21 protein-coding genes are annotated in these 25353 nt (G+C 45.8%); 7 read left to right on the top strand and 14 right to left on the bottom strand.

From position 1 onward, the window contains the following. Positions 1-5: 5 nt before the first annotated feature. On the bottom strand, positions 6-1403 hold the full coding sequence (locus QTP81_RS10895; protein ID WP_289365466.1) for an SLC13 family permease: 1398 nt from the start codon (positions 1401-1403) through the stop codon (positions 6-8). Beyond that, complete coding sequence (gene nagZ, locus QTP81_RS10900) at positions 1400-2410, bottom strand: beta-N-acetylhexosaminidase (RefSeq protein WP_289365468.1); 1011 nt, start codon at positions 2408-2410, stop codon at positions 1400-1402. The genes QTP81_RS10895 and nagZ overlap by 4 nt, the downstream gene beginning before the upstream one ends. 84 nt (positions 2411-2494) lie before the next feature. Here nagZ and QTP81_RS10905 point away from each other — a divergent pair, with 84 nt between their 5' ends. Beyond that, positions 2495-4786: a penicillin acylase family protein gene (locus QTP81_RS10905; protein WP_289365469.1), complete on the top strand. Its 2292-nt coding sequence runs from the start codon at positions 2495-2497 to the stop codon at positions 4784-4786. Here the strand turns inward: QTP81_RS10905 and QTP81_RS10910 are convergent. Continuing rightward, positions 4779-5309: a hypothetical protein gene (locus tag QTP81_RS10910; RefSeq protein WP_289365471.1), complete on the bottom strand. Its 531-nt coding sequence runs from the start codon at positions 5307-5309 to the stop codon at positions 4779-4781. The genes QTP81_RS10905 and QTP81_RS10910 overlap by 8 nt on opposite strands. Positions 5310-5409: 100 nt before the next feature. Here QTP81_RS10910 and QTP81_RS10915 point away from each other — a divergent pair, with 100 nt between their 5' ends. Further along, entirely contained in the window at positions 5410-5718 is a 309-nt protein-coding gene (locus QTP81_RS10915) for a hypothetical protein (protein ID WP_289365473.1), read from the top strand. Here the strand turns inward: QTP81_RS10915 and QTP81_RS10920 are convergent. The 8 genes from QTP81_RS10920 to thrS all read right to left on the bottom strand — a co-directional run bounded on the left by QTP81_RS10920 (position 5712) and on the right by thrS (position 13773). Beyond that, complete coding sequence (locus tag QTP81_RS10920) at positions 5712-6011, bottom strand: integration host factor subunit alpha (RefSeq protein ID WP_289365475.1); 300 nt, start codon at positions 6009-6011, stop codon at positions 5712-5714. The genes QTP81_RS10915 and QTP81_RS10920 overlap by 7 nt on opposite strands. Positions 6012-6014: 3 nt before the next feature. Next, positions 6015-8402 carry a phenylalanine--tRNA ligase subunit beta gene (gene pheT / locus QTP81_RS10925; RefSeq protein WP_289365477.1) on the bottom strand — a complete coding sequence of 796 codons (2388 nt, stop codon included), beginning with the start codon at positions 8400-8402 and terminating at the stop codon, positions 6015-6017. Positions 8403-8413: 11 nt separating this feature from the next. Continuing rightward, entirely contained in the window at positions 8414-9394 is a 981-nt protein-coding gene (pheS, locus tag QTP81_RS10930; RefSeq protein WP_289365643.1) for a phenylalanine--tRNA ligase subunit alpha, read from the bottom strand. A gap of 198 nt (positions 9395-9592) precedes the next feature. Further along, positions 9593-10315, bottom strand: coding sequence for a PEP-CTERM sorting domain-containing protein (locus QTP81_RS10935; protein ID WP_289365479.1), 723 nt, complete (start codon positions 10313-10315; stop codon positions 9593-9595). A 225-nt stretch (positions 10316-10540) separates the two neighbouring features. Beyond that, positions 10541-10897: a 50S ribosomal protein L20 gene (rplT, locus tag QTP81_RS10940; RefSeq protein WP_289365481.1), complete on the bottom strand. Its 357-nt coding sequence runs from the start codon at positions 10895-10897 to the stop codon at positions 10541-10543. A 17-nt stretch (positions 10898-10914) separates the two neighbouring features. Further along, positions 10915-11112 carry a 50S ribosomal protein L35 gene (gene rpmI / locus QTP81_RS10945; protein ID WP_289365483.1) on the bottom strand — a complete coding sequence of 66 codons (198 nt, stop codon included), beginning with the start codon at positions 11110-11112 and terminating at the stop codon, positions 10915-10917. 118 nt (positions 11113-11230) lie between these two features. After that, positions 11231-11770, bottom strand: coding sequence for a translation initiation factor IF-3 (infC, locus tag QTP81_RS10950; protein ID WP_289365644.1), 540 nt, complete (start codon positions 11768-11770; stop codon positions 11231-11233). Between the two features lie 86 nt (positions 11771-11856). Beyond that, the gene (thrS, locus tag QTP81_RS10955) at positions 11857-13773 is read right to left on the bottom strand and encodes a threonine--tRNA ligase (protein ID WP_289365485.1); all 1917 of its coding nucleotides are present in this window, start codon (positions 13771-13773) and stop codon (positions 11857-11859) included. A 261-nt stretch (positions 13774-14034) separates the two neighbouring features. Here thrS and QTP81_RS10960 point away from each other — a divergent pair, with 261 nt between their 5' ends. Continuing rightward, the gene (locus tag QTP81_RS10960) at positions 14035-14952 is read left to right on the top strand and encodes a fructosamine kinase family protein (RefSeq protein WP_289365487.1); all 918 of its coding nucleotides are present in this window, start codon (positions 14035-14037) and stop codon (positions 14950-14952) included. Positions 14953-15016: 64 nt separating this feature from the next. Next, positions 15017-16051 (top strand): DUF3080 family protein, encoded by a 1035-nt coding sequence (locus QTP81_RS10965; protein ID WP_289365489.1) that lies wholly within the window; start codon positions 15017-15019, stop codon positions 16049-16051. A 16-nt stretch (positions 16052-16067) separates the two neighbouring features. Here QTP81_RS10965 and QTP81_RS10970 read toward each other — a convergent pair whose 3' ends face one another. Then, positions 16068-16250 (bottom strand): hypothetical protein, encoded by a 183-nt coding sequence (locus QTP81_RS10970; protein ID WP_289365490.1) that lies wholly within the window; start codon positions 16248-16250, stop codon positions 16068-16070. 284 nt (positions 16251-16534) lie between these two features. Further along, positions 16535-17560, bottom strand: a complete 1026-nt coding sequence (locus QTP81_RS10975) for a phospholipase A (RefSeq protein WP_289365491.1) — start codon at positions 17558-17560, stop codon at positions 16535-16537. A 246-nt stretch (positions 17561-17806) separates the two neighbouring features. Here QTP81_RS10975 and QTP81_RS10980 point away from each other — a divergent pair, with 246 nt between their 5' ends. Genes QTP81_RS10980 through QTP81_RS10990 form a run of 3 tightly spaced genes read left to right on the top strand, consistent with a single transcriptional unit; the run spans position 17807 to position 23599 of the window. After that, positions 17807-19513 (top strand): RyR domain-containing protein, encoded by a 1707-nt coding sequence (locus QTP81_RS10980; RefSeq protein WP_289365495.1) that lies wholly within the window; start codon positions 17807-17809, stop codon positions 19511-19513. 18 nt (positions 19514-19531) lie between these two features. Continuing rightward, positions 19532-21667, top strand: coding sequence for a hypothetical protein (locus QTP81_RS10985; protein WP_289365497.1), 2136 nt, complete (start codon positions 19532-19534; stop codon positions 21665-21667). Positions 21668-21685: 18 nt separating this feature from the next. Then, a complete protein-coding gene (locus QTP81_RS10990) occupies positions 21686-23599 on the top strand; it encodes a hypothetical protein (protein ID WP_289365499.1) in 1914 nt (637 codons plus the stop codon). Positions 23600-23603: 4 nt separating this feature from the next. Here QTP81_RS10990 and QTP81_RS10995 read toward each other — a convergent pair whose 3' ends face one another. Next, positions 23604-25346, bottom strand: a complete 1743-nt coding sequence (locus QTP81_RS10995; RefSeq protein ID WP_289365500.1) for a trypsin-like peptidase domain-containing protein — start codon at positions 25344-25346, stop codon at positions 23604-23606. Between the last annotated feature and the right edge of the window lie 7 nt (positions 25347-25353).

The raw sequence follows: 25353 nt of genomic DNA on the forward strand, positions 1-25353 counted from the left end.
TAACGCTAAAACTGCACACCGATAACTAAGGCCGCTACCACTGCAACCATGACATTGAGCACCGCCCCTTCTCTTGCCATGGTTTTGATGTCTATTTTTCCCGTACCATAAACAATAGCATTCGGTGCTGTTGCTACTGGCAACATAAACGCGCAGCTAGCGCTGATAGCTGCTGGGATCATCAGCAATGCCGGATCCATATTACTAGCAAGTGCAGCACTTGCTAAGATCGGCATTAACAATGTGGCGGTAGCAGTATTCGAAGTAATTTCTGTTAAAAAGCTAACCGCTAAGCACAACAGTAATACTAATAACAGCGTTGGTAGGCCCGCTAAACCGCCTAACCCTTGACCGATGAGCTTACTTAACCCACTTTGAGTAAATGCACTGGCTATACAAATCCCCCCTGCAAACAATAACAACATACCCCAGGGAATATCCTTCGCCGTTTCCCAATCCAACAAATATGAGCGTTTTTCTTTACTGTTTTTGCGCGGCTCAGTGGGAATGATACACATCAATATCACGCCGATCAGCGCAACAGTGCTATCGCCAATGCCGGTTACACCCAGCATTCCACTCCACTGAGGGCGAAATACCCATGCCAATGCAATAAACGCAAAGACAATTAGCACACGTCGCTCCGCTGAGCGCCAAGCAGGAAGTTCGGGAATTGTTACATCCCCCAATGGGCCAATACCGCGGGTTAACCATAGAGCCATCAATGGGATCGCAACAACTACAACGGGAATGCCATATTGCATCCAGTCAGCAAAGCCCAGTTGAATACCAGTGAACTCTTCGTAAATACTAATAAAGATTATATTGGGCGGCGTACCTATGGGGGTGCCCACTCCGCCTAATGATGCTGAGTAGGCAATCGCAAGCAACAACACGATAGCCAACCGAGGCTGATTGAAATGACTGACCAAAGCCAAGCCTATCGGCATTAGCATCAAAGTTGTGGCTGAATTTGAAATCCACATGCTTAAAATTGCGGCGGTTAACATAAAGGCCAACACCAACCGTTTAGCACTATGTGCGCCGGTAAGCTTTAACATGCCAAATGCCAGCCGCGTATGGACGCCTGACTTTTCCAACGCCTTAGATAACATGAACGCGCCCATTAACAACACAATCACATGATTACCTAAAGCGGAAGCGGCCTCGCGATGAGTCAAAATTCCAGCCAGAGGAAACGCCGCAAATGGAATGAGCGAAGTAATCGGAATTGGCAGCGCCTCTGTCACCCACATGGTTCCGACCAGCATGGTTATGGCAGCAGTTATCGCCACTTCATGCGGCTGCCCTATCGCAGTCAGCACACCATACATAGTTACTGCTAACACTATCGCTAGCACAAGCATCGGCAACTTGAGCCAATCTTGTCGAGCTGCTGTCATTGTTCGGCTCCTAACACTTGTGATATTTGGGCTTTGGCTTGTTCATATTCGGCGGTAACGGCCGCTAACGCGATTTCAATATGCGGTTTTAACTGCTGTATGCGTGAGCTCTGTTTAAAATCAATGGGAAGCTTGGCCAATACCTCTAGCACTGCGGCTCGATCGTTACACACTAACGCCATATCACAACCCGCCGATAATGCCGCTTTGGTTCGAGCTACAGCATCTCCGGTGACTGTAGCGGCTTGCATCGAAAGGTCATCAGAAAAAATAACCCCATCAAACCCAAGTTTGTCGCGTAGAACGCGTTGTAACCAGAACGTTGAGAACCCAGCTGGGTGTTGATCCACCTGCGGAAAGATCACGTGAGCAGGCATGAGTGCATCAATCTTATTTGCGGCTATGAGTTGACTAAAAACCTGCATATCCGCTTGTTCTATTGCGGGCAAATCGCGATGATCAATTGCCGCGGCTATATGTGAATCGGCTTTAACGCTACCATGCCCCGGGAAGTGCTTTCCCGTAGACTTCATGCCAACCGCACGAAAGCCATCGACAAATGCACTGCCCATTTGACAAACTTCGGTTATAGAGCCACTGAATGCTCGGTCACCAATCACATCTGAAATATTGTCCAGATCGAGGACTGGCGCAAAACTAATGTCAATATCGAACTGGCGTAACTCATAGCCAATCACTAAACCACAAGCAAACGCCAGTTCAGTCGCGTTGCTACCAGTAATTTTAGCGAGTTGTAGTAGCTGCCCCATCGCAGGGATCCGCGTAAACCCATCTTTAAAGCGTTGTACGCGACCGCCTTCTTGGTCAACAGCGATAAGGATTGACGGTGTAATAGCTCTGATAGATTCGACCAAGCTGCGCAACTGTTCGGTTTCGCTATAATTCCGACTAAACAGAATCAAACCACCGACCAACGGGTGAGTAAGCACATCAGCATCTTCAGCGGTTAACTCAAGACCAGCTATATCAACCATCAATGGCCCCATTCCATACCCTCCGCAAATTTCTTCTTCTAATTGTAACGATGCATGGTTACGATGCTGTAAACGTCGGAAACTATACGAAAAAAAATGATTAAACGCATCTCAATCGTTCTCTTTACATTAGTATTTTTAGTGCTCGCTGGCGCTTATATTGCGTTGTGGTTAAGTTTACCCAATCTTGATCAACAGCGATTGGCCCCCGTAACAGCAACCACGCTATTAGAGCGCGATGCGCGCGGTCATACAATTGTCACAGCTGCAAATGGCATGGATGCGGCCTATGCGACAGGATTTGCGCACGCGCAAGATAGACTGTTTCAGATGGATCTTCTACGCCGTAGTGGTGCCGGTGAAATTGCCGAGTTATTTGGCTCGGCCGCACTGCCGCTTGATCAACGTGCTAGGTTTCATCAGTTTCGTCAACGCGCCGAAATGATCACATCACAGTTACCAGATAACCATCGCGAGCTGCTTGCCGCCTATACACAAGGCGTTAATGACGCGGTAAATGAGATGTCCGTATTGCCATTTGAATATTTATTTCTACGACAATCGTTCAAACCGTGGGAAATGGCTGACTCGATTTTAGTTTCGTTTAGCATGTACATGGATTTACAGCACTCTCAAGTTAGTCGCGACCTTACGTTTACACGTATCGCTGCGCGCTACGGTGAAAATATGGTGGATTTTTTATTGCTACCGAGCGCTTACCAGGCAGCGCTAGACAACTCCGTAGTACCGCAACCGTTAGTCATTGATATTCCACAACTCACTAACATTGATAATCGCGACTGGGCCTACCGTGCTATCGAAGAGCCTATCGATATAGGCAGTAATAATTGGGCTGTGAGTGGCAGTCTCACTTCTACAGGTGCGGGCATGATCAGTGATGATATGCATTTGGGATTACGCGTGCCACCAATATGGTATCGCTTGAGTCTTAATTACCAGCAAGAAGGACAGGATGTCAGTCTTCATGGCGTTAGCCTCCCTGGTTCTCCTGGTATTATCGTTGGCAGTAATACGCACATTGCTTGGGGCTTTACCAATGCCAATTTAGACAATACTGATTGGATTGAGTTAGCCGACGATACGCCGGTCACATCAATTGACGAAGTCATTAAAACGCCTGATGGCGAACATATCTATACCATTTTAATGAGTGAATACGGACCGGTAAAAACCTTTAACGAACAACGCTACGCACTGCGCTGGACCGCTCATTTTGACTATGCGGTCAACCTCAACCACACCTCATTGGCTACAGCAAAAACAGTTGCGCAAGCACGTGAAATCACTCAATCCATGGGGATCCCCGTGCAGAATTTCGTTGTTGCTGACAACAGCGGTAACGTGGGTTGGATGCCCGCAGGCGCAGTCACCGCTCGTTTGACACCGAGTAACATTGCCATCCCTCAAAGTGCAGTCTCTGAGAGTTGGTCTTTTCAAGCGCACGATCTACCAGCCGTCATCAATCCTGACTCGAACAGGATCTGGACCGCAAATGCTCGGGTGATTTCCACGCAACAACTCGAGCGCTTCGGCGATGGAGGTTATGCACTTGGCGCACGAGGACTACAAATTCGCGACCGACTGTATGAGAGAGAAACGTTTTCAGAAGATGATTTTTACGCGATACAGCTCGATAACGAAGCCCAATTCTTGAGTAGATGGCATGCAATATTAACGCGCACCCTACGTCAAAGCCCTAACGAATTCAAAGCCGATTTAGCATTGTTGGACAACTGGCAAGCTTGCTCTTGTCCAGACTCTGTGGGTTACACATTGGTGAGAAAATTCCGCACTGAAGTCATTAATCAGCTTTTAGCACCGATAGAAAACCACTTACACACCGAAGAATTGACCTTACGCCCCGTTTTACGCCATGTTGAACCGGCTATAAATGTCATTTTGCAACAACAACCTCAGTTGTGGTTGCCTGAAGACTATCCCAACTATCAGCAATTTTTAGTCAATATGTATCGCCAAAGTCGCGGTAAACTGTTAGCGCAATATGTAGATGGCGATATTGACCGTTTAAATGAATTGCGTTGGGGCTTTGTCAATGAGCTTAGGGTACAACACCCATTCAGCCGGGTAATGCCTTTCTTATCTGGATTTTTAGATATGCCTAGCGTGCCGGGCTTTGGTGATAGCTACTTACCCGCCGTTCAAAATGGTACGCACGGTGCTTCACAGCGCCTAACGGTACAACCGGGATTTGAACACAACGCCATTTTGACTATTCCGGGAGGACAGTCAGGTCACCCGCTAAGCCCGTTTTATCGACTTGGGTTTGACGACTATACCCGAGCACAAGACACACCGCTGTTACCCGGGGAATCGGCACATAAAATTGAATTTTCAGCGCTTAATTAGCGGCTTCATCCAAACGACGCTGCCATTCAACTAACGCTTGAGCATTCGCTTGGGCGTAGCTTAATGGCTCCTCATTACTCTCACGGTTGGCCTCTAGCAATGCCTCAGTCATGGCTTCTAATGTGGCGTTGCGGTTAGCAAACAATTGTTGTGTTTTAGGGAATAAGTCCGCTGCCTCGGGATAGCGCCCAGCTAAAGGTTCAAATGCTTCACCGAGGTAGTACGCCTGTTCTACAGCCTGCAGGAACATTCGTCGTTTTGCCTGAAATTGCAAATAATCTAGGCCTCGTTGTCCGTCTAAAAAGACCAGTTGCGGATCTTCATATCCCACTTGTCGAGCCGCTGCAAGTATGCGCTCTTGCCATCGCTCAAGTGCGTCCATATCGTTGTTTTTAAACGCTCTTACAATACCCTGTTCAACATCAGACGCTGTCAGTAATTGTTCTATGGTCAACTGTGGCGTATCGAAGTTAGAGACGTTTTCCTGTTGGGTAAACCATAAAAATGCGATGACACTTGCCACCGCGATGAGAACAACGAACAAAACAGATTTATTTATTTTTAAACTAAACATCATTTACTTCAGTAATAGATCACTAGACAAATTTAAGCTGGGCCAATGTATGCCAACCATTGCTAACATAGAAGACCGATTATTGATCCTCAACTCATTAATCCGACGCAAAGAGTTACCTGACTTGTGGTATCAAGACTCGGCCTTGAATGTCAGTTTTGAAACTCGAGACAATCGGGTTACTCGCGTTGTTGTTACGCGTGAAGCCGACAATGGAATAACCGTCACTGAATATGAACCTATGTATAGCAAGGCAAGTCTCAGTGAGCAGTCGTTGTTTATGCTGAAAACATCAGAACACCGTCAACAAGCGCCGACGGTGATTTCCAATAATAGAGCTGTTAATTCGCCTTACTGACCTGCAGGTTTGGCATTCTCGACGCGGCTTTTGAGCTTTTGTCCGGGTCTAAAAGTTACAACTCGACGGGCTTTGATAGGAATATCTTCACCCGTCTTAGGATTGCGCCCAGGCCGTTCATTTTTGGTACGCAAATCAAAATTACCAAAACCTGAAAGCTTGACTTGCTCACCAGACTCTAAAGAAGACTTAATTTCTTCAAAAAAAGCTTCCACGAGTTCTTTCGAATCACGTTTATTCAATCCGAGTTTATCAAACAAATGTTCGGCCATTTCGGCTTTGGTCAATGCCATTTCTTATTCTCTCAACGCTGCCTTAAATTGTGCTTCGAGACCAGTTACCACCTTATCAACCGCTTGCTGTATTTCGGCTTCTTCTAAGGTTTTGTTCTGATCTTGCAATGTAAGCGACAGAGCCAGGCTTTTCTTCCCTGGTTCGATTCCTTTACCTCTGTACACGTCGAACAAGTTTAGGTCAACTAATTGATTTACGCCAATTTTTTCTACATACCTGTGTATATCGCCAAGATTAATTGCTTCATCGACAATAATTGCAATGTCTCGGCGATTAGCTGGATATTTAGAAATCGGTTGTGCATCCGGAAGCGTGCGGCGACTGACTTTATCGACAAACAATTCAAATACAAATGTACGACCGTTTAAACCCAGCGATTTTTCAAATTGCGGATGCACTGCGCCAATCCAACCAATGACCTCGCCGGCCAGAGTGATCTCGGCATTTTGACCTGGATGTAGTGCGCTGTGTTGGGCCGCAACAAAATCGGTATCACCCTGTATGCCCGCAGCCGCTAATATAGACTCCACATCACCTTTCACATCGTAAAAGTCAACCGGTGCTTCGGTGCAGTCCCAATGTAAATCATCGCGCTGCCCCGCAGCTACACCTGCAATCATCATTTCTTGACGCAAGCCATTTTCACCCTGTTCATCAGGAATAAAGCGCAACCCCGTCTCAAACAAGCGCACACGTTGTTGCTGACGCTTTTGATTATAACTAACGGCTTGTAAAAGACCCGTCCACAAACTTACCCGCATTACCGACATCTCTGAAGAAATTGGATGTGGTAACACTAGGCCTTGTTGTTCAGGGAACAACGCCGATTGGTGCTTTGGATCGACAAATGAATAGGTGATCGCTTCTGTATAGCCGCGCTCAAGCAAGGTATTTTTCAGCTGTGCTAGCGGCAAATGGCTCTCTTGTGCTGCCAGCATTAGCAATGAAGATTGTGGCGCTTTGTTCGGAATATTGTTGTAACCATAAACGCGCGCAACCTCTTCAATGAGATCTTCTTCAATGTTGATATCAAAGCGATAGGTCGGCACAACGGCGGACCAACTGTTATCACCCACAGTCACTGACAGACCCAGTCGCTGAAGTATTTCCGTAACCGTTGCATCGTCAATTTTATGACCTAACACACGATCAAGTCGCTCACGACGCAAAGTCACACTGCGCGAAGCTGGCAGGTGCTGTTCTGACTTAGCTTCGACAATGGGTCCAGCTTGACCGCCAACAATATCTAGCAGTAGTTGTGTTGCGCGCTCCATGGCGGTGTACTGCAATTCAGGGTCGACACCGCGCTCATAGCGATGTGAGGCATCAGTGTGTAGGCCATACTGGCGCGCTTTACCAATGATTGCATCCGGCGCGAAAAACGCTGATTCAAGGAAGATATCCTGTGTCTTGGATGTCACGCCCGAATGTAACCCACCAAAGATACCCGCCATCGCAACGGCTTTACTCGCATCGGCGATCACCAAGGTATTGTCTTTTAAGGCGACAGTAGACTCATCGAGCAAGGTGATTTTTTCATCCTGCTGCGCCATGCGCACAACAATTTTCTCATCGATTGCCGCTAAGTCGAAGGCATGCATAGGATGCCCTAACTCCAAAAGCACGTAGTTAGTAATGTCAACCACTGGGTCAATACTGCGGATGCCGCTACGACGCAACTTTTCCACCATCCACAACGGCGTTGCCGCAGCGAGGTTTACCCCTTTGATCACACGCCCCAAATAGCGCGGACAAGCATGCGGTGCTGCTAATTCGATTTCTCGCGTATCATCTATAGTGACCGCTGCAGCCGCAACGGTAGGCTCGGTCACGTCGAGCTTGTTTAACACACCCACCTCACGAGCTAATCCACGAATACCCAAGCAATCAGCGCGATTGGGCGTTAAATCAACTTCAATCGTTGCATCTTCAAGAGCCAAATATTCGATTATGTCTTGTCCAATTGGTGCATCTTGAGGTAATTCAATAATCCCGCTGTGGTCTTCGCCCATACCCAATTCAGAGAAACTGCACAGCATACCGAAACTGGGTTGGCCACGCAGTTTCGCTTTTTTAATTTTGAAGTTACCTGGTAATACCGCGCCGACAGTTGCAACAGCTACTTTAAGGCCTTTGCGGCAATTGGGGGCGCCGCAAACAATGTCGAGTAACTCTTCACCGCCAACATTGACTTTGGTTACTTGTAGCTTATCAGCGTCCGGATGTTGGTCACATTCCACAACCTCACCGACAACTACGCCAGTAAACTCGCCTGCTACAGGCTCTGTCGCATCGACTTCTAAACCCGCCATGCTTAATTGCTCTGCTAGAGCATTGGTATCTAGTTGAGGGTTTACCCACTCACGCAACCACTTTTCGCTAAATTTCATTGCGTCGCCCCTTATTTGAACTGCTTTAAGAAGCGCATATCGTTTTCGAAAAATGCGCGTAAATCGTTAACGCCGTAGCGCAACATGGTAAGACGCTCTACGCCCATACCGAACGCAAAGCCGGTATATTCTTCAGGGTCGATATTTACCGCTTTTAATACGTTGGGGTGGACCATGCCACAGCCCAAAACTTCAAGCCATTTGCCGTTTTTACCCATTACATCTACTTCAGCCGAAGGTTCTGTAAATGGGAAATAAGACGGACGAAAACGCACTTGTAAATCTTCTTCAAAGAAGTGATGTAAGAAATCGTGCAATATCCCCTTTAGGTCCGCAAAGCTGATATTGCGGTCGACCATTAAACCCTCTACTTGATGAAACATTGGTGTATGTGTTTGATCGTAATCATTGCGATAAACGCGACCAGGCGAAATGATCCGCAATGGCGGTTTCTCAGCTTCCATGGTGCGGATTTGTACACCCGACGTCTGTGTACGCAGCATGATATTCGGTGAAAAATAAAACGTATCATGATCTGCACGTGCTGGGTGATTCGCGGGGATGTTAAGCGCGTCGAAGTTGTGAAAACCATCTTCCACTTCTGGACCGGTTTTAACGGCAAACCCCAAGTCGCCAAAGAATTGTTCAATCCGTGCAATGGTGCGTGATACCGGGTGTAAATTACCTGAAACTTCACCGCGACCGGGCAACGTAACATCTAACTTCTCAGCGGCTAACTTTGCATTTAACTCAGCGGTTTTTAACGCTGCGCCTTTCTCACTCAACAAGCCCTGAATAGCTTGCTTAGCTTGGTTAATCTTTTGACCGGCTGCTGGGCGTTCTTCCGCAGATAATTTCCCTAGCCCTTTTAACAGGTCGGTCAACTTACCTTTTTTGCCCATAAACTCGACTCGAATTTCATCGAGCCTTGCCACATTATCTGTGGCATCAATCAACGATTTTGCTTCGTTGATGATTGCATCAAGATCCATAACATCCTCTAGCGGTGAGTGCGCGTTTTTACTGCGCACAGGGAGTGCAAAATAAAGCTCGACATTTTACACAAGAACCGCTTAGAAGTAACAGGTTTAAGCGCTTTTTATTATGAGTTCAGACAATTTTTGCCAATAAAAAAAGCGAGCTTACGCTCGCTTTTGCTAGTTTAAGTCATTCTGTGATTTGACGAATCTCTACTTACGTTTGCGGCGCATTGAGAAGCCGACTAACGCTAGAGCCAACAAAGCAACAGAAGCCGGTTCTGATACATCTGCTGCTTGACGAACACTACTGTTAATGATGTCAGTAAAAAATAGACCATTAATCACGCTTGATGCTCCACTGTCTGTCAAATCTTGCCAATCCCAACCTAATGCGGTCACACGGCCTGCACCGAAAGCACCAGAAACACCAACATTAAATCCGCCGGCAATGGTAGCGATGATATCGACGCCGTTGCCAATATTAGTGAAAGACTGGAAGAAGCTGGTGGCACCACCATTTGAATACGGATTGCCTGTTGCGTTCCCAAAACCTAAATCAAGACCAGCCTGAGTAAACGTTACGGGAACAGCATTTCCTTGGTAGCTTATAGATGCAACATCAGCATTTAACATAGATACAGTATCAACTGCCCACTCTGCTGCAGACCACTCAGTGATCAAAACACCACCATTGGATACATAGTTGAGTAGTGTTGCATTACCTGAAGTGCGAATTAGCCATACTTGATCAACCGCTGCTAAATCGGCTGCTGTACTTGAACTATTCAACGCGACGGCAGAATTGCCTGTGCCGTTAATAAGAGTCTGAAAACTACTAAAGTTTCCGCCCCATACGCCTATTAGTGCTGCGTGGGAAAATCCCGAAAAACCCAATAAGACGATTGATAACAGAAATTTACGATACAACTTCATATTTATTGCTCCTAGCGACAGGTTACGTGTTTTTATAATTGGTATTTGGATAACATACAGCGAGAGCAAAACTTGGGCCAACAATAATTACTCTAACTTTCAATAAGATAGAAAGAACTGTTACAGAAGTGTAAATAATTTTGACAGTTTTTAAAACGCAAAAAAAAACGGCGAGCTTCCTGCTCGCCGTTTCGTGAAAGAACTTAAACCTAAATGGTTAAAAGATTATGCCAAAGCGCCTTTAGCTGCTTCGACAAGTGCACTGAATGCCGTTTTATCGTGTACCGCAATATCCGCAAGGATCTTACGATCGATTTCAACAGATGCTTTCTTAAGGCCGTTGATGAAACGGCTGTAAGACATGCCGTTTTGACGCGCAGCAGCGTTGATACGAGCAATCCACAATTGACGGAATTGACGCTTACGCTGACGACGGTCACGGTATGCATATTGACCTGCTTTAGTAACTGCTTGGACAGCTACGCGATAAACACGACTACGGGCACCGTAGTAACCTTTAGCCTGCTTTAGTACTTTTTTATGACGTGCGCGTGCGATTACACCGCGTTTTACTCTAGCCATTATTCAGTCTCCTTGTCTTAAACGTACGGCAACATGCGTTGGATAAGCTGAGTATCCGCATCATGAACCAGTTTTTTGCCACGCAAATGGCGTTTACGCTTAGTACTCTTCTTCGTCAAAATGTGACGTAAGTGAGACTGTTTACTTTTGAAACGACCTGAAGCGGTTTTACGAAAACGCTTGGCAGCTCCACTGTTGGATTTCATTTTAGGCATTGCTAAAACTCCGCATTGTTAAATGTAGGCCTTTGCACGTGCAGTCGTACTTAACCTAGTTAAAATTTGCAGCAGGGTGACTAAAGGTTGCAGAGCCTCTAATACTTGTAAACCACTACTACTTCTTAATTGGGGCGAGCACCATGATCATTTGACGACCCTCTACCCTTCTGGGGAAAGACTCGCAATTAGCAATGTCTTCTAAATCGGTTTTAACGCGATTTAGCAAATCAATGCCGATCTCTTGGTGAGCCATTTCACGTCCGCGGAAGCGAATCGTAACTTTGGCCTTATCACCACCTTCTAGAAAGCGACGCAGGTTGCGCAGTTTTACCTGGTAATCGCCTTCATCAGTGCCAGGGCGAAATTTAATCTCCTTGACCTGAATTTGCTTTTGTTTTTTCTTTTGCTCTTTCTGAGCTTTACTTTTTTCAAAGAGGAATTTGCCATAGTCCATAACTTTACAGACTGGCGGCTCGGCATTCGGACTAATCTCTACCAAATCTAGGTTGGCATCGTCGGCTGATTGCTGTGCCTCTGCGAGCGTCACAATCCCCACTTGTTCACCTTCTTTGCCGATTAAACGGACTTCTCTAGCGGTAATTTCGTCGTTAATGCGGGCTTTATCGCCCTGAGCCTTATTGTTAGCGCCTTTAATGTGCTATTCCTCCAAAAATTAAATCGTCTGTCTGAGCCCTGCTGGATAAACCTTCAGGACTCAAACGCTGTCACACCTAACGAGAACTAATTGATCGCCTTGTTCTTTACATCGTTGTTGATCAGTTCAATGAACGCATCAAGCGACATTTTGCCAAGGTCTTCGCCCCGTCGAGTCCGGACCGCAACTGCATTTTCTTGCATTTCGGCGTCGCCGACTACCAGCATGTACGGAACACGCTGTAATGTGTGCTCGCGGATTTTAAAGCCAATCTTCTCATTTCTCAAGTCAGACTTTGCTCTAAACCCTGATTCTTGTAGTTTTTTTGCAACTTTTTGCGAATATTCACTCTGTTTATCGGTAATGTTGAGTAAAACTGCTTGCGTTGGCGCTAACCAAGTTGGGAAGAAACCGGCAAACTCTTCGGTTAAAATCCCAATAAAGCGCTCGAGTGACCCCAAAATCGCACGGTGGATCATGACCGGCACTTTGCGCTCACCATCTTCAGCCACATAGGTCGAACCTAAACGTCCCGGCATTGAAAAGTCCAGTTGAACCGTACCGCATTGCCAGGCGCGATCAAGACAATCGTGCAGAGTAAACTCGATCTTCGGTCCGTAGAACGCACCCTCACCCGGCAAGTAATCAAACTCGATGTCATTTGCAGTCAATGCATCGGCGAGTGCTTTCTCAGTTTTATCCCATACCGCATCCTCGCCTACGCGTTTTTCCGGGCGCGTTGAAAGCTTAACTACGATTTTTTCAAATCCAAATGCCGCATAAGTGTCGTATACCATTTTGATACAACCGCTTACCTCTTCTTGAATTTGCTCTTCAGTACAGAAAATGTGTGCATCATCTTGGGTAAAACCGCGTACGCGCATCAAACCGTGTAGTGCACCTGAGGGTTCATTGCGGTGACAGCAGCCAAACTCAGCCATTCTAAGCGGTAAATCGCGATAGGATTTGAGCCCTTGATTGAAAATCTGCACGTGTCCAGGGCAGTTCATCGGTTTAATCGCGTATTCGCGCTTTTCCGACTCAGTTGTGAACATGTTTTCGGCGTACTTGTCCCAGTGACCTGATTTTTCCCACAAAGTGCGGTCCATCATCAATGGACCTTTAACTTCGCCGTAGCCATACTCGCGTAATTTTTCACGCACAAACTTTTCAAGTTCAGTGTAAATTGACCAGCCGTCATTGTGCCAAAACACCATACCCGGCGCTTCTTCTTGCCAATGCCACAGGTCTAATGCTTTACCGATCTTACGGTGGTCGCGCTTTTCGGCTTCTTCTAAGCGTTGTAAATAAGCTTTAAGCTGCTTCTTATCACCCCAAGCCGTACCATAAATGCGCTGCAGCATTTTATTACTGCTATCACCACGCCAATAAGCACCTGCGACTTTCATCAATTTAAAGTGGTGACAAAAACGCATGTTGGGTACGTGTGGACCGCGACACATATCCACGTATTCTTCATGGTGGTAAAGCCCTGGCTGGTCTTCTTTGGCAATATTTTCATCCAAAATTTCAACCTTATAACTTTCGCCGCGAGCCTCAAAAACGTCACGTGCTTCTTGCCAAGTAACCTTTTTCTTCACTACATCGTAGTTGGTTTTAGCCAACTCCATCATGCGCTTTTCGATTTTGGCCAAGTCGTCATTTGATAATGGCTCAGGCAAATCGACGTCATAGTAAAAACCATTATCAATGGTTGGACCAATCGCCATTTTAACGTCCGGATATAACTGCTTGATGGCATGACCAATCAAGTGAGCGCATGAGTGACGAATGATTTCCAAACCGTCTTCATCGCGAACAGTGATTATGCTTAACTCTGCATCACTTTCGATCATGTCCGTGGCGTCGACGCGTTCACCATTGACACGACCAGCAATGGTAGCTTTGGCTAGACCAGGACCGATATCCATAGCGACGTCTAAAACAGAAACAGGGTTCGAAAATTCTCTTTGGCTTCCATCAGGAAGAGTAATTACAGGCATGTTGAGTCCTACACAGTGGTGACACCTACTATGTGCCACTTGTTAAAAAATTGATTAAGGCAATAAAAAACACCCTTACGATGGGTGTTGAGCACGCGATTATAACCTTATCCAAACCAGATGCAATGCAACGCCAAAATTCGATTGGAATAAAAAGCTCATACCTATTTTTACTCCGTTAAGATCTAAAAATTTAGTCTTTAGATCAAACTAGAACAACGCAGCGACTAACATTGGCCATACTGTAGATTCAGGCATTGGTTGAGTGAAGCTATGTGGCATTTCATCAGTGATCAAATTAGTCAGGAAATCGGTGAGGTTTTCATCTGTGAGAACGCGAAAAAGATCCACCAGCAACACAATCATACCGCTTATGTTGTGCGCAGTAGTCAAAAGCGATTTTTCGTCAAAGTTTGCACCCGCGAATCCCGTGTTGAAGACGTGATCACCCCGCTGCAAGCTGAAGCAGACGGACTAATGGCGCTCGAAAAGGTCGGCGCAATCAGCACACCAAAGGTCGTTTGTTTTGGTCAATGTCAGGAGAATCAAAAGCACTATGAATATTTGGTATTAAAGTTCATCGCTTTTAAATCGCCCTCTGAATTACTCTGGTCACAAGCGGGACAACAACTCGCAGAATTGCACAAAAGGTCTCGTGACATTCAACTGCCAATTAACGCTGCGCATTATGGTTGGCATAATGATAACTATATCGGGCCGACCAGACAGAAAAACCACACTAGCACCAACTGGGTCGATTTCTTCGTACAAAACCGCTTGGTCGATTTAGCCGACCAGTTACCTCAGAAAGCCCAGCTTATGGGCCCTGATGTATGGCAAAAGATCACTACAATACTGCAAGGGCATGATCCCGAGCCCTGCCTATTACACGGAGATTTATGGATCGGCAACATTGGCTTTTGCCGACAACAACCGGTGATATTTGATCCAGCAGTTTGGGTTGGCGACCGTGAGTTTGATCTCGCTATGGCAGAGCTATTTGGCGGCTTTGCTAAAGTTTTTTTTAGCGCTTATGAAGCAACATGGCCTTTACCAGAGGGGTATGCGAAGCGACGTTTAGTTTATCAGCTAGCCCCTATTCTCAACCATGTTTTGATGTTCGACGGGGACTACATTCCGCAACTTAATCTGCTACTTGATCAAATCATGCAAGCGTAGTCACCGTTAAAAAAATATTTTGTCGCTAGCTGAACTGACTGCCGATTTGTCCCATACTAGCTCTATGACTACTAAATTTTTGCAATGTCGACTGAATGTCGTCGCCCTACTCTTGGTATTACTGGCTTCTGGTTGTTCACGCCATCAAGAACTGCCCGATGCGCTTTATGAGTACCACCAACGTTTAGCTCGAGTATTGGATGTCGATGCTCTTGAAGTTTCGTTTGTTTACGATAAACGCTTTAATAACAGACAATCGATGTATCAAGAGCCTGATACAATCAGCATTAATGTCAGAGAATTTTTTAATCTACCTGACTGCTCCTTGAGCACAATCATTGCAGAGCGCAACACAGCGCTGGGCAAAGCCCATTTACCTTCACAGCGATTTGTTTATGAAGTTGAATTACTGCAGGGCTTGCAAGCGTGTATCGATGTTACACGCCAAGGAGAAGTTAAGGATAAACTCATTAGCCTGCACAGATTGAAAAGCAATCATCTGCCAATTAATTATTCAAATTTGCTAGCCACTAGCGACGAGGTGTTTTTGAGTCTCACACAATCACCCGGGTTTATAAGTGGTGATGCCAGTGACGGTTTCCATGAAAGCATTTCTGCCTGGCAGTATCTGCGGGATATTCGAGCAACAGAAAACTCAGAGATAGATTCAACTGAGTTGGAAAATCACTTAAAAACGCTAGAGCAAACTCGCTTATTAGCAAGACAATGGCGCTCGCAACAAATATTGATTCAATGGCTAACGGCGAGCAATGTGTGGTTATCATCTCTGCTCAATGATTGGCAATGCGATAGTCTGCAACAGCAGCAGAAAGCCACTACGTTACGCAATGTCTTCTCACTTTTTTTCGCCGATAAAATTCAACCGATAGCAAGTCAACTTAACCACTATCACTACCAGCTTTTACCGATTATACAAAGCTTGATTGACGACCCTGTGATTACAGCAAGCTGGCGCGAGGCTGCCAGACAGCATCTAACGGCTGAACACGAAGAATATCGAGCTGCGATGATGGCGCATATAAAGATATGGCAAACGCTGTTTGCGCAATGCAATCTAGCGCCTGGCCGCACCGGTTAGATAAACACCTATTGTCTTACGCTGACTTACGCTGGTCCCGATTGAAATTGCTATCAGCTGAAGCTTGCTCTGCTTGTAGCTTGTCAAGCTTCTTAAGCTTCATAATGCGCGCACCAAAAATGCGCTCAACGTTTTTACGACCGAGATAGGCGATAGGAGAATACGGATACTTCCGTTTAAAAAATTTTGCTAATTTCACAGTAACCCTCAAATTTTAACTTGTTGATTTCAGGTTGCTACGAAAGCCTTCAAGATATCCTTGACGTTCAAAATACTGCGCTTTGTTCTTGTTGTTTTGTATTTCGATTAATTATGCAATTCGGACCGATTATTTTTATGTGTCCATGCATCAAAACTACGACAAAAAAACACCTCACTTTCGTTAAACCCTTAAAAAGTATAGCACGAATAACACTTGACTGCTTCGGTTTCTCTATATACTTCCAGCGAGCGTCGTATTTTAATTTTGCATTTTGCTCTTAGTTACAAAATATCCGTAAGCGCGATACCAACACCAAAGCGCGTTTGGTTGTAATTGTAATCAATCAAGCTTTCACCATAACCAGAGAATGCCGTGGCATAACCGCGTAAACGACCGAACAATGGGAACGTAAAACCTATCTCGGCAGAGCCATTATCGGTCGCAAAGTTGCGTCGCCCAAGAAAGGTAAACTCTAGCTCATCCCATTTATAGGCTAACCCTAATTCGAAATGCCCCATAAAATCTTCAATATTCGGGTTGTCATCACCGCTGGGATCAAACTCAAACTCCTTGGGATCTTCGCTTAAGCGCACCCAAGGACGAAAACTCAGAGCAAAGTCATCTTTTTCATATAGGAACTGCGCGTACACTCGGTTCCAACTACGCGATAAAACTTGACTGCGTCCATTGGACTGGTGCTCGATCCCCAAAATCATTGCCGTATTACCATCAAATGGTTGCCAACCTAGGGGGGTAAAATAGAAGAGTTCAGGCTGATAATTCGTTTCGCGAAACGGTTTTGAGATATTGTCCGCGTAAATTTGCCACCACGCTTGTAGCGTAAACCCGAGAAACAGTCCGTCCCCCTCTACAAACAAGCTGTTTTCAAATAAAGGGACTTTCAAGCTAATCTGAAACTTGGCCTCGAGATCTTCCAGATTTTCAAAAAAACCATCATTAAATTCATAGGCATCGCGATTTATAGCGTTGGTAGTATACGCTGGAAGGATATAGTTCATTTTATGTGGGGTGATCACATAAGGATTGAAAGCGGTTACTCGCTCACGAGACAAACGTGTACTCAGTGCACCTCTATTTTCACCTGTACTGCTTATTCCGTCTACTTCAATTACGTTCTCTGAAGCTTGTTGCTGCAAACAATGAGCCTTGACTTGCGCGATCGTCCGCGTTTGATCAGCGGCATTCATTTCGCGTAAAAAACACGACTCCAATTCGGTTTGTGTCGCCGCATGCAGCGATTGACATGCGCCTAGGGCCAACACTATACCCATCTTACTGTATCTCATCAGAGATCCTTTGCTTTAGTTATCAATGACCCATAGATATCAAACAATGAGCGTCCTTACTTCATACGTAACCGCGTTAATTAAAACAGAGTAATCTTAATGCGATTCTACCCCAAATCAATTAATGATCGCCAAACTTATGGATTGAAACGCGTTATTGAGTGCACACTATTGTGTTGTTTGTCTTATTTGTATCCCCTAGTTATACTCAAATGCGGATAAATTCTATAAAAACAGGGAATTGCCTTGAGTAGCACGCCAGATGAAAACAATCGGATTTTTCACCCCGTGGAGCGTTTGCTCGTGGGGGGCTTGGGCGTTATTGCGCTTGTTTTGGGTATCTTGGGTTTTCAGGAACTATTTACTTCACTTGACCAAAAGGCTTCATTGTCTGACCTAGTGTATGCAACGTCGCGTCTATACTTACTGGATTTTCCAGATCATTTAAAACCACCACTGTATTTAGATATCGCTCGTTGGCTAGCGCCTGCAACACTAAGTTATACGCTATTTCGCACCATTGCCGCGGTTGCTCGGGGTTACTGGCATCGCGTTAAGATCCGCTATTTCTCTGAGCATGCTGTTGTTGTGGGCTTGAGTGAGAGTATCGTACCAACCATTCGTTCACTCAATCGAATGGGCATTCAAACCGTCGTTATTGAGCCAAATAAAGACAACCCATTGTTAGGTGCAATCAATCAACGACGCACCACTGTGTTGTATGCAAATCCACATGAACCGCAGTTGATGCGCACAGTTAACTTAGTGGCTGCCCAATATCTTATTGCCGGTGCCAGCGATGACACGGCAAATATTGAAAGCCTCTATGCCGCGTATAAATATTTGAAGGAAAATGCGCCGGACAAACCGCTCAAGTCAGTCTGTTGTATCGACCAAAACTCGCTGATGGATGCTCTTTATAGCCTGCCATTATTCGCGATAAACCATCCACAAATGAGTACTCGTATCGTTAGCCATCACCGGATGACAGCGCGTTTACTGGTAAATAACTTTGGACCGGAGTCATACATTCATCCTTTAAGTGAACAGCAATCGTTAACCGTTACGTTAGTCGGTGATGATCCGATCGTTGCTGAGCTAGTGATCCGCTTTGCAGAGATTGGAGTGTATGGAACGAGAGGGAAACTGACGCTCCAGTTAGTAGGCCGTCGTGCCAATACTTTTAAGTCTGAATTGCAAACTATGTACCCCGCACTGAGCGAGCTAGTTGAGCTTGATGCCCACGAAGTATTTACCCTTGATAGACAGAGTTTAACGCACACTGCGCTCCAGTTAACTCATGACATAATGTACGTTTGTACTACCGAAACAAACGAAACCTTGTTGTCTTTACAAAGCCTCGTGGATTTGGCGCTACCCTGCCCAATTATTGCAATTGAAAGTGGTCATCAGTTTGGTTTCAACCAATACGAAAACGAATTTTTAGCCTACGACAATATTCATTTTGCTAGTGTTGGTGAAGATGTATCGGGTCTGGATAATATGTTTGGCGATAAACACGACAAAATCGCCATGACAATTCACAATAACTACGTCGCGAAACAAAATGCGCTAGGCGAAACAGAGGCAACCAATTCTTCTTTGGTAGACTGGACGCGTCTGCCAGAAGTTTTAAAGAATGCTAACCGCAATCAAGCTGACCACATTGGGATTAAATGTCGCATCCTGACCGGTGAATCACTGCCAGAGCCGGAAAAGGTCACGCAAGCGCTAAATAGCGAGATTATATTGCGGTTGGCCAAAATGGAACATCAGCGCTGGATAGCCGATAAAAAAATGGCTGGGTGGCAATACACGGATGGTGAAAAAGATCCCATTCGGCGGTTATCACCAAGTCTAATTGAATGGGATGATCTGTCTGAATCAGAGAAACAGAAAGATATAGACACCGTCGAACAACTCCCCGAATTATTGGCACTTATTCGCGAATAAAATAGAGGTCAACCAACTATGGCAGCTCCTTTGGACAAAGAAACCGCTAGCATCTACCAACAAGCAGTTGCCGACCCAAGAACCCCCTTGTGCTTGCGCATTGGCATTGCCGGTTCACGTAAACTTTCAAGTCAAGGTCAAAGCCAAGCCGAAGAAACGCTAACCCAAATTTTAAGCTCAATAACAGACGTCCTACAGGACTTTACAGGTAACCACCAAACAGCCAAACGTTTGTATCAGACTGAAGCCGGCGCCTTACCTATTTTACGCCTGACAAGCTCACTGGCTATTGGTGCAGATCGCCTGATTACCCACCCACCAATGTTAGCCGCCATTGAAGAAAAAGCGCTAGTTGAAATGGCCGCGGTTCTGCCCTTTATTCCTGAAGATTGTAAACTGGGTTATCGCGATGATTCTCGCGATGAAGCAACTAACGAGGCCGAATGGTCCGAGTTTGAAACCATATTACAACGCATAAATAATCAAGCAGTCGCACGTGTGCTGGCCATAGACGGTGACGTAAAAACGCCAGAATCACGAGATCGCGCCTATTATCGCTGCTCTGAGTATCTCGCAGAAAACATTGACCTATTAATTATCGTTACCGAGGGTGCACCTAAGCCCCAAGCAGTAACTCACTTAGCGGGTTCAGCAGCTACGATCAAACAAGCCAGAGACCTTGGTAGACCTGTTATACACATTATTGTAGATCCACACGAAGATGTCGAGTTAGTCATCTATCCGCCGCGAAATATTGTTGGTCAACCTAAGCACACCGAGTGGTCAGAATCCATCGCTGTAGAGTTGATGGAACAACTCGTGTTGTTTAAAGGCGTTATTCAGCAATCAAGCTCATACACAGCAAATCTGCACGATACATCCGAAGAGCGCAGGCATAATTTAATCCTAAATGAATTTGAGCACCACATTACAGATCGCAAGTTTCTGAGCACGGACGAAAGCAGAGATACAGACTTTAACTACTCAGGCCCCATCTACACACCCGTGTCATGGTCAGAAAAGTTACGTGGGTTTAAAGCTTTTGACTGGTTTAAAAAGCTAGCCTCTAGAAAAAATGTACACGTTCATACCACGAGTCAGGCTGTAGAGCGAGCTCGAACGGTATTCAATCACAAGCAATCACCTTCAGCGACGCGATTGACTCATCAAATCTATGCTTACTTTCTGCGCGCTGACGCATTGGCGATTAGATATGCGGCAATTCACCGCAGTACTTACCTTTTAATCTATTTATTTGCCGCAGCAGCATTGATTACAGCAGCGATAGCAATAACCTTTCAAGATTATGACGGTTTGGTTGCAGCTCTCATTGGTGCAGAAGCAACCTTCTTAATATTGATTTACTGGCTGTACAAACAGGATCATCACAACCATAGGCGATGGCTACAAAACCGCTGTTTAGCAGAGGCGATAAGGCCCAATATTTATTTAAACCCCCTAGGACGCTGCTTTTCATTCATGCAGGCACGTAGCTCAGGTGAGTTTTTGTATCGAGAAGTGTTAGGCCATCAAGAAAGTGGCGCTCAATGGGTGTGTATACAAGCAGAACTAATCAATCGCTACGTTGGGTTTGAGCGTTGTATTTATTCACAATCCACACTGCATCAGTCGTACTCATTTATCACCGACCGCTGGCTCACAGGTCAAATTCAATACCATCAGAGTAATGCATCAGTGATGCAGAGTATTGGTGAGCGCTTGTCAAAAGCCACCCACGCATTGTTTTTCTTGACCGCTTCAGCCCTTCTACTGAAAGCAGGTTTGTACATTGCAGAGCATTATTTTGACTTACCGGTCAAAGATACGCCTGTAAGCTACTATCTATACAAGTTTTCGTCACTATTTACTGCCGCGTTTCCAATTTTGGGTACGGCGATATTCGCCATTCGCAATCACTCAGAGCTTGATATATCAGAGCAGCGATCACGTACGATGCTCGCGGTTTTAAATAGTGTGTTGCATAACTTTAACGTCAACGCAGCGAGCGTTTTTCAACAGCCCAATGATGACAAGCTGAACAAAACCACCAGTGTCGTATTTGATCCCGATATTCAACGGCTCAGTGAAGTCAGTATCGATGAAGTGTCTGATTGGCTTGAAATATATGAAGTTAAAGAGTCAGAACCTGGATAAAGGTAGAAAGGAAATAGTATGCAGGATTGGCCATTAGAGCGTTTAAAAAGCCTCGGCATAGATAAAAACACTACAATTCAAGGGGTCTTTGATGAAACAGACAAGATCTCCACCGCACTCGCCCCTGACCACCGCAAACTGTGGCGTTTGTTGCTTATGCTCGAAGGTTTCGCCATTCTGTTGCCGCTTATTTGGTTATTAGGCAATGAGCGTCAATGGCCTCCTGTCGTTATGGCACTAATAGTCTTCACGTGTACCCTATTACTGATGGGGTTCATTTGGTGGACGCGCTGGCGTTCGATGAAAACGCACTGGATCCAGTTGCGCTTGCTCGCAGAAATTAGTCGTTCGCGATTGCACACAGAACACGTGTCGCCACAGCTTACTGGCGAAATTCTTGAGGCCTATCCTGACCTTTATACATTTGCAAAACACCTCGATAGCCTCTCAGCCGTGCAAAAGTCACCAACGACGCAGGCCGATATCGACAAGTATGTTATCGAGCGACTCGACAATCAAATCGCTTATTATCAGAAACAACATGCCGCTGCTCAACGCGAGCGACACCGCCTAAGCCGCTACGTAACGCTATCTATGGATGCGGCCATTTTTTTGGCGGTAGCTGGTCTTATTTTGGTTTTTGGCGAATCAGGACAGCGCCTGATTCGTTTAACCGGCGCTGGTATCTTTTTAGGTTTGATTGGTTGTTGTTTGCCATTAATCGCAGTGCTGGCGCAAAAAATGGGCTCTTTTCTAGAGCTCAATCGCCGTGCTGGTAAATATGCCCAACAACAAATTATCTTGCAGCACTATCGCGAGAATTTGATTAATTCACCTGATATTGAGCACGCCAAAACAATAATCAAAGATATCGAGCAGAAGCTGCTTGGTGAAGTGATCGACTGGTATTACGAAGCAAAAAATGTCGAAATCTACTACAAGTTAAAAGCCGCAGCGAAGCAACGAGCAGTGACGATCACTGGGACAGTTACGGGCCGCTGGCTGCGCCGACTATCTGCTCCCATCTCATTTTTATTTAAATTGGTATTTGACCGTATGCTAGTCGTGGCAGCATCATTTATCGTGACCACAGCACTAATTGCATATATGTCTCCCGAGGATCCAGAAACAGGGGTAGGTACTCGTTTAAGCGATGTGCGCTTATTGTCCAGCCCAGATACAAAAGGCTGGTTTACTGCTGACAAGACGCAGCAGGGTGTGATCTTTATTGCGCATGGTCTGCACGATGGTGTTAGTGCTGAGTTATCTGAGCAGGGGGAGCCCCATTGGATGGCAGATATGCAAAATAAACTCAATCTGCGTCTTGGAGAAAAAGCCCCCGATATTGTGTTGATCGATTGGCACCAGATCGCAAAACCATCGCGCACTACGCTATTTAGTTTCGGCAATACTGAATTTGATGCTGAAGACTATTCCGTCATGGAAATGGTCCAAGATGTATCAGCGATACGTCCAAGCGCTGAATCACTGGGCGAGTTAGTAGGGATAATAATCGCACGCAAAATTATTACCGGCGAGATGGACCGCAACCAGCCAATTCATTTTATTGGCCACAGCGCGGGCGGCTTTCTCGTTACTCGAGCAGCACAAATCCTTCAAGAAGTCGGTTTGGCGGACGGGCAAATCACTATTTCAATCCTCGACACGCCAGCGGCTGAACGCCAAAACCTACTGAACGCTGCGGAGTTTGCAAAAGTAGACTTCTATCTCACGTCTTACTTCGCCAAAGGTGTCCCCGAAAGCGACCTACATCCCAATTACACAATGTTTGACATCGCAACGCCCGAGGGCATCGATATGTTTATTGAGGCTCATTCTTATGTCACCGATTGGTATATCGAAAGTATTACAGACCCCAGTTTACCGGGTTTCGCGCGCTCGCCATTTGCACAGCGCGCGATTGAGGATTAACGGCTTATTCCACAGTGTAGACATACAAATTGAAACTAACGCCTTGCTCTGCTGAATAAACCATCAGGTTGTTGTTTTGCAAGGCCTGCCAATCAGTGTCCTCATCCAAATAACCAATAGCAAAAGGTTCGGATCCGTTGTCACCAACGACTGCATCTTCATATTGATCGAACCAGACTAAGTCAATGTCAGCTACGTTTACAGGCTCAGCAATAACCAGCTTTTGTTTGCCGGGTTCAACATTAATTTGCCCTTCCCAATAGTAAACCTCGTACTCTTCGAGATATTCAGATAACACCAAACTCTTCTTGTTTTCTTGAATATTACTCGTGTCAACACCGTTGCTAGCAAGCATGCGACGCCAATCACTGACGATAATCTCCGCCGGTGTTTTGTACTCGGACAATCTCTGTCCCCAAAACTCCAAACGCTGAGGCTCAACCTGAGCAACGCTATCATTCAACATTTCATTCAGAATGTCGGCTCGCTGGGCGAAATTAACACCAATCCCCGTCGCCACTCGATGCCCTTCGACAAATACGACGTTTCCGGCATTAAACAATGCCACAACTTCACCATTCACATTAAAGATCGGCGAGCCACTCGCACCACCATGAGCGGGTAAACTGTGTTGAATGAGGTGATTGCGCTGATCAGATTCCCTGACCATAAAGTAGTCAGTAACGCTTGTGACCGCGCCAAACTGAACCTGCGGTGTTGGGCTAGAATAGTTAAAGCCACCGCCGATAGCATCTTCCATGGGATAACCAACAAAAGCCACTGCAGCACCGCTATCCAAGTCGTACAGGTCGGCATTAGACGCGATTTTGAGTGGCGCAGCCAATGCATCAGCTTGGTCGACCGACAGTAATGCAACATCATAGGCAGGTGTCAAATCGAGGTTGCTGCCATCGTCCATCAGGCGATAAACATTAGTTTGATGCTCGCTAAACATATCCCAGTGAGGGTGGATCTCCATACCAATAATTTTGTGTTGCAGGTTATCCGGACCTTGCGGTGATATCACTACCGCTTCGATGTCGCCACCTGAATCCTCCAATGCTTCTTGTAATCCCTCAACGACATGGGCATTAGTTGCGAGTACACCATCACCGACAACCCATGCTGTGCCTTGCCCTATTAATCGCTCACCCGATTTAATCGCTACCAAATAAACCGAATCGCGTTGTGATAAAACCGTATCTTCGAATTGCGCCCGTACATTCGCCTTCTCACTTTGCGCCGCTAAGAGCTGTAATTGCTTGTCCAATAAGTTGGATGTCTCATGCAGTAGCTGATAACCGACAAATCCAACGACGGCTAATACGGCAATCGCAACTGCGACAGTTTTACGCAAGGACTTGTGCTGCTTCGCTGTAGACTGCTTGATTTTGTAGCTCGGCTCGGTAACGGCAAGCCCCTCATCTTGTGACGTTATCACGATTTCAAATTGTTCAGGAGAGTCTTTTAAGCCAACGGTTAGGCGATGTTTACCCAATGGCAACTCATCATCAGGATAGGCTTCTTCATCATTGATAAAGACGGGATTATCGGCTTGCATGGCGACCTGGTATCGGTCGTTTTCTAATTGCAGAGATAAATGCTGGCGACTGATACTGGTATCATCTGCCGGAAAAACAATGTCGTTGACAGAACTACGTCCAAAGCCGATTGATTGTTTGTGTTCGTCAAACGAAAAACGTTTGCCTTCGTGGTGACCGGATATTCCAATAATTTCAATTGGCACAGCGTCT

The organism is Neoalteromonas arenosi (genome assembly GCF_030362855.1).
Lineage (GTDB): Bacteria > Pseudomonadota > Gammaproteobacteria > Enterobacterales > Alteromonadaceae > Alteromonas_E > Alteromonas_E arenosi.

Coding starts and splice junctions, on each gene's coding strand:
- QTP81_RS10895 (WP_289365466.1), bottom strand. CDS start 1,403: ATGACAGCAGCTCGACAAGATTGGCTCAAGTTGCCGATGCTTGTGCTA.
- nagZ (WP_289365468.1), bottom strand. CDS start 2,410: ATGGGGCCATTGATGGTTGATATAGCTGGTCTTGAGTTAACCGCTGAA.
- QTP81_RS10905 (WP_289365469.1), top strand. CDS start 2,495: ATGATTAAACGCATCTCAATCGTTCTCTTTACATTAGTATTTTTAGTG.
- QTP81_RS10915 (WP_289365473.1), top strand. CDS start 5,410: ATGCCAACCATTGCTAACATAGAAGACCGATTATTGATCCTCAACTCA.
- QTP81_RS10920 (WP_289365475.1), bottom strand. CDS start 6,011: ATGGCATTGACCAAAGCCGAAATGGCCGAACATTTGTTTGATAAACTC.
- pheT (WP_289365477.1), bottom strand. CDS start 8,402: ATGAAATTTAGCGAAAAGTGGTTGCGTGAGTGGGTAAACCCTCAACTA.
- pheS (WP_289365643.1), bottom strand. CDS start 9,394: ATGGATCTTGATGCAATCATCAACGAAGCAAAATCGTTGATTGATGCC.
- QTP81_RS10935 (WP_289365479.1), bottom strand. CDS start 10,315: ATGAAGTTGTATCGTAAATTTCTGTTATCAATCGTCTTATTGGGTTTT.
- rplT (WP_289365481.1), bottom strand. CDS start 10,897: ATGGCTAGAGTAAAACGCGGTGTAATCGCACGCGCACGTCATAAAAAA.
- rpmI (WP_289365483.1), bottom strand. CDS start 11,112: ATGCCTAAAATGAAATCCAACAGTGGAGCTGCCAAGCGTTTTCGTAAA.
- thrS (WP_289365485.1), bottom strand. CDS start 13,773: ATGCCTGTAATTACTCTTCCTGATGGAAGCCAAAGAGAATTTTCGAAC.
- QTP81_RS10965 (WP_289365489.1), top strand. CDS start 15,017: ATGACTACTAAATTTTTGCAATGTCGACTGAATGTCGTCGCCCTACTC.
- QTP81_RS10975 (WP_289365491.1), bottom strand. CDS start 17,560: ATGAGATACAGTAAGATGGGTATAGTGTTGGCCCTAGGCGCATGTCAA.
- QTP81_RS10985 (WP_289365497.1), top strand. CDS start 19,532: ATGGCAGCTCCTTTGGACAAAGAAACCGCTAGCATCTACCAACAAGCA.
- QTP81_RS10990 (WP_289365499.1), top strand. CDS start 21,686: ATGCAGGATTGGCCATTAGAGCGTTTAAAAAGCCTCGGCATAGATAAA.